Source organism: Shewanella sp. S1-49-MNA-CIBAN-0167 (assembly GCF_040310145.1).
GTDB lineage: Bacteria > Pseudomonadota > Gammaproteobacteria > Enterobacterales > Shewanellaceae > Shewanella > Shewanella psychromarinicola.
On the sequence record NZ_JBEOPO010000524.1, the window covers coordinates 1 to 231 of the forward strand.

The 231-nt window shown below is 41.1% G+C and carries 1 protein-coding gene; it reads left to right on the forward strand.

Going from position 1 to position 231, the window contains the following annotated elements:
* On the forward strand, positions 1-231 hold a 231-nt coding region (locus AAEZ00_RS22270), incomplete at both ends, for an SDR family NAD(P)-dependent oxidoreductase (protein ID WP_351090229.1).

A 231-nucleotide genomic window follows, 5' to 3' on the forward strand; every position in this document is an offset into this window, starting at 1 on the left:
TCATAAAACAGCAGCCAATCTACTTAGCAAAATGGCCAAAATTGATGCTTCATCAATTTGGTTTCGCGCTGTCGATGCCACCGATTCCGAATCATTACAACAAGCCATTAGAGATGTTGGTCAACACTTTGGCCGTTTTGACGTACTGATAAATAATGTCGCTAATGATGCGCGCCAAGATGTCGAAACGATTTCAGCCCATGATTGGCATAAGTGCATGCAAATTAATTT